This is a genomic window from Protofrankia sp. CiP3, assembly GCF_917627345.1.
Classification (GTDB): domain Bacteria; phylum Actinomycetota; class Actinomycetes; order Frankiales; family Frankiaceae; genus Protofrankia.
In genome coordinates this window covers 1-3142 of sequence record NZ_CAKJTM010000216.1, presented here as the reverse complement: position 1 = coordinate 3142, position 3142 = coordinate 1, and the positions used below count along the sequence as shown (strand labels likewise).

Below are 3142 nucleotides of genomic sequence, written 5' to 3'. Positions count from 1 at the left end.
AAACCAGCAGGGTCATGGGGGTCTGGAGGGTTCCCGCTTTCGGAGACAACGGACCTGAAGGTCACTGTCCACGAAAGTGGGAACCCTCCAGCGGGTTGGAGGAGGAAGCCGTCGTGGCCGGGCAGGGATGGAGCCCCACAAGCAAGTGGACTCCACTTTGTTTGATCATGCCAGCACGAAAGTCTCGCCAGCCGGATGCAACAGAGCTGACCTGACCGTGACCGCCCACCAGTAGCGAAAAGGTTAAAGATCAAGCTGAGGGCGGGCCCTGAACAGACGCCTCTACCGCATGGTGGAGATCCTCATCGGGGCCCGTCTGACGAACATCGAAATCCGTCGGTGGATCGAGAGTCGGGACCGTCGGTGATGCATCCGGAGTGGAGTTCTCGCAAATGCGAGGCGGTGCGGAGTGACGGCACGACGCGGCGGGTATGTCTACGCTGGGACGCCGAGTACGCCGGTGGTGTGGCCAGCCGCACGGGCGGCCGGCGCGCTCCTCGCCCGAAAACGAGATCAGGGCCTGCCGGGAACCAGGAGTCCGCCGGTTCCCGGGAGAGTGGAGAGAACGACAAGCATGGACAGTGGAATCAGGTTGGCAAGGAAAGGAAGATCAATCATTACGGGTGGCTCAGTTACTCATAGACGTAGATATCGAGGCTTCGACTACAGAACGCCATCGCGTATGACTACTATTAGTAAGATCTTTCGACACGGTATCCCGCGTACTGCGAGGAGCCCGAGGTGGTCCGCGCCTTCCAGGAGTTCGTGAAAGTCAAGGCGCCCGATGTTGTCGTTGACGGCGTCGTGGGACCACGCACGTGGGAGAGCCTGGACTTTTTCCTCGACCACACGGGCCGATGATCCGGCAGGCGCTACTCCCGTCGGCGACGTCAGCCGCGGGGCCGTGACCCTGCCGTGTCGTCCCGACGGCACAGAACCCACCAGCCTCCAAAAAACTCTTCAGGGAGAGTGATGAAGTATGCCTGGAATCGCAGCCTGGGAGGATGATCCGGTAGCTGCTCCGCTCGAGGACCAGCCCAGGAACAACCGCCGCATCTTCCCCTCGGTACCTGTTCTCAACCAGGGGGTCCTGCCGGTCGATATCGACCCCAAGGTCCAGAGACCGCAGCCGGAAATCCACGAGGTCGACACCCGGGAGTTCCGCTACTGGGCGCTCGCGGAGGCGCTGAGCCGAGCCGCCGGATACTGGAGCGCCCGGGTACCGGCGGGGACAACATGGCACCCCGGCAACGGCAATACACTGATCGCCTACCCGGACGATGGGGAAGATCTCAACGCATACTACGACCGCAACGGTCTCCATTTTTTCCACGGCGCGGTGCGAGGCAGGACGGTCTACTCCGGCGAAAGCCCGGACGTGGTCTGCCACGAGCTGGGCCACGCCGTGCTTGACGCGGTGAAGCCGGAGCTGTTCGACACGGCCAGCATCGAGGTTGCGGCGTTCCACGAGGCGTTCGCCGACTGCAGCGCCATCCTCAGCGACCTGCAACTGCCCTCGCTGCGGCAGGCGGTGCTCGACGAGACGAACGGTCGAATAGCGACCGCCTCCCGGCTGTCGCAGCTGGCGGAGAACCTCGGTTGGGCGATCCGGCAACTGGCGCCCGACAGCGTGGATCCCGACTGCCTGCGCAGCGCCGTCAACTCCTTCTACTATCAGGCGCCGGCCTCGCTGCCCCCGCGGGCACCCGCTACTAGCATCTCCTCGGAACCCCACAGCTTCGCCCGGGTGTTCACCGCCGGTTTCCTGCGCACACTGGACCACATGTTTCACCTCCAACCGCAGCAGGACGCCGACGGTCTGTTGCGTGCTGCGGAGGATGCGGGGACTCTCCTCATCGAGGGCGTGCGCGGCGCGCCGGTGGTGCCGGGCTTCTACGCCCAGGTCGCCGCCCACATGATCGCGGTCGATGCCTCGCGGTTCGGCGGCAAGTACCGCGACGCGATCCGGGCCGGCTTCACCGGCACCGGGGTACTGTCGGTGCGCTCGGCGGCGGCGCTCGGTTCGGTGGAGCGGCTGAACGCCGCCACGCCGGCCGAGCCCGACGGCCACCAGGAGCCCGCGCGCGTCCGTCTTCCCAGCACCTCGTTCGGCCTGCCGAAGGATCTGTGGGTGCAGACCGCCTCCCAGGCACGCCGGCACAGCGTGGCCAGCGGCTTGGCCGACGTCGGCGACGCGCCCACTCCCGTCCCTGACGAAGCGGCGGCCTCCTTCGTCGAGGACCTGGTCCGGCGCGGGCGGATCGCGGTCGAGGCCGCGCAGCGGGGCGACGCGCCGATCACCGCGGCCGCCTCCACGACGCATCGGATCGAGGCCACGGATGGCGCCCTGACACTGCGCCGAGAGCGGTTCGACCGTAGCTACACACTGAACTGACCCGGCCCCCCGGGCGGGCGTACCGTGGAAGGTATGTCGCAGCCAGCACGCGCAGGTGACGAGGCCGGCGGGGCTGGCAACGTCGACGAAGTTGATGACGTTGACGAGATCGACGAGGCGCAGCGGCGGTTCGTCGAGGGGCTGGTGGCCCGCGGCGAGGTGGCGTCGGCGGACGCTGGGCCGCTTCCACCGAACGTCACCCACGTGGCCGAGGACGAGCACGACGGGGTTGCGCGCGCGGTGCGCCGCCGCCGCTTCTCGGCCCGCTGACATCTGGGCTGGCTCTGTTGCGTACGCCGGCTGAGCAGGCCGAGTGGCGCGGCACCAGCTGGAGGGATGGATCGACGCGCGGTCCGTCCGTCGGTGCTGATGTCGGAGCTTGCCGAGTTTCGGTTCCCGCCGAAAATGATCGTTCTGGCGGCGCTGCTTCCCACAGCGCCGGCTGGTCGAGGTCACCCACCGACAAGGTCCCGATTTACCCGAAGATCCTCGGCGAGGTCAACCGGTCGAAGCGACACTTCGGTGGTTTCCAGTGGCCAGTGCATCATCCCAGCATTCGCTTCGCAGCCGAACCCCTGTCCTTAACGCGATACGGACGGCGCGCTGACGGGTCGAGACCCCCGAGACCACTCCAATATCGCGAAAATGTACCGCAGTACGTGGGTGGTGGCCTTCTTGTCCAGGCCGGCGGGGATCACACGTCGTGTTTCCGTAGCATATGCGTGATCCGTTTTTTCCAGAACCAGT

General features: G+C 66.1%; 2 protein-coding genes. Both read left to right on the top strand.

Annotated features, from left to right (window positions below; all coding sequences use genetic code 11):
- The first annotated feature begins 979 nt into the window (after positions 1 to 979).
- Complete coding sequence (locus MJ797_RS26460) at positions 980 to 2395, top strand: hypothetical protein (protein ID WP_239342419.1); 1416 nt, start codon at positions 980 to 982, stop codon at positions 2393 to 2395.
- A gap of 33 nt (positions 2396 to 2428) precedes the next feature.
- Complete coding sequence (locus MJ797_RS26455; RefSeq protein WP_239342417.1) at positions 2429 to 2665, top strand: hypothetical protein; 237 nt, start codon at positions 2429 to 2431, stop codon at positions 2663 to 2665.
- The last annotated feature ends 477 nt before the right edge of the window (positions 2666 to 3142 follow it).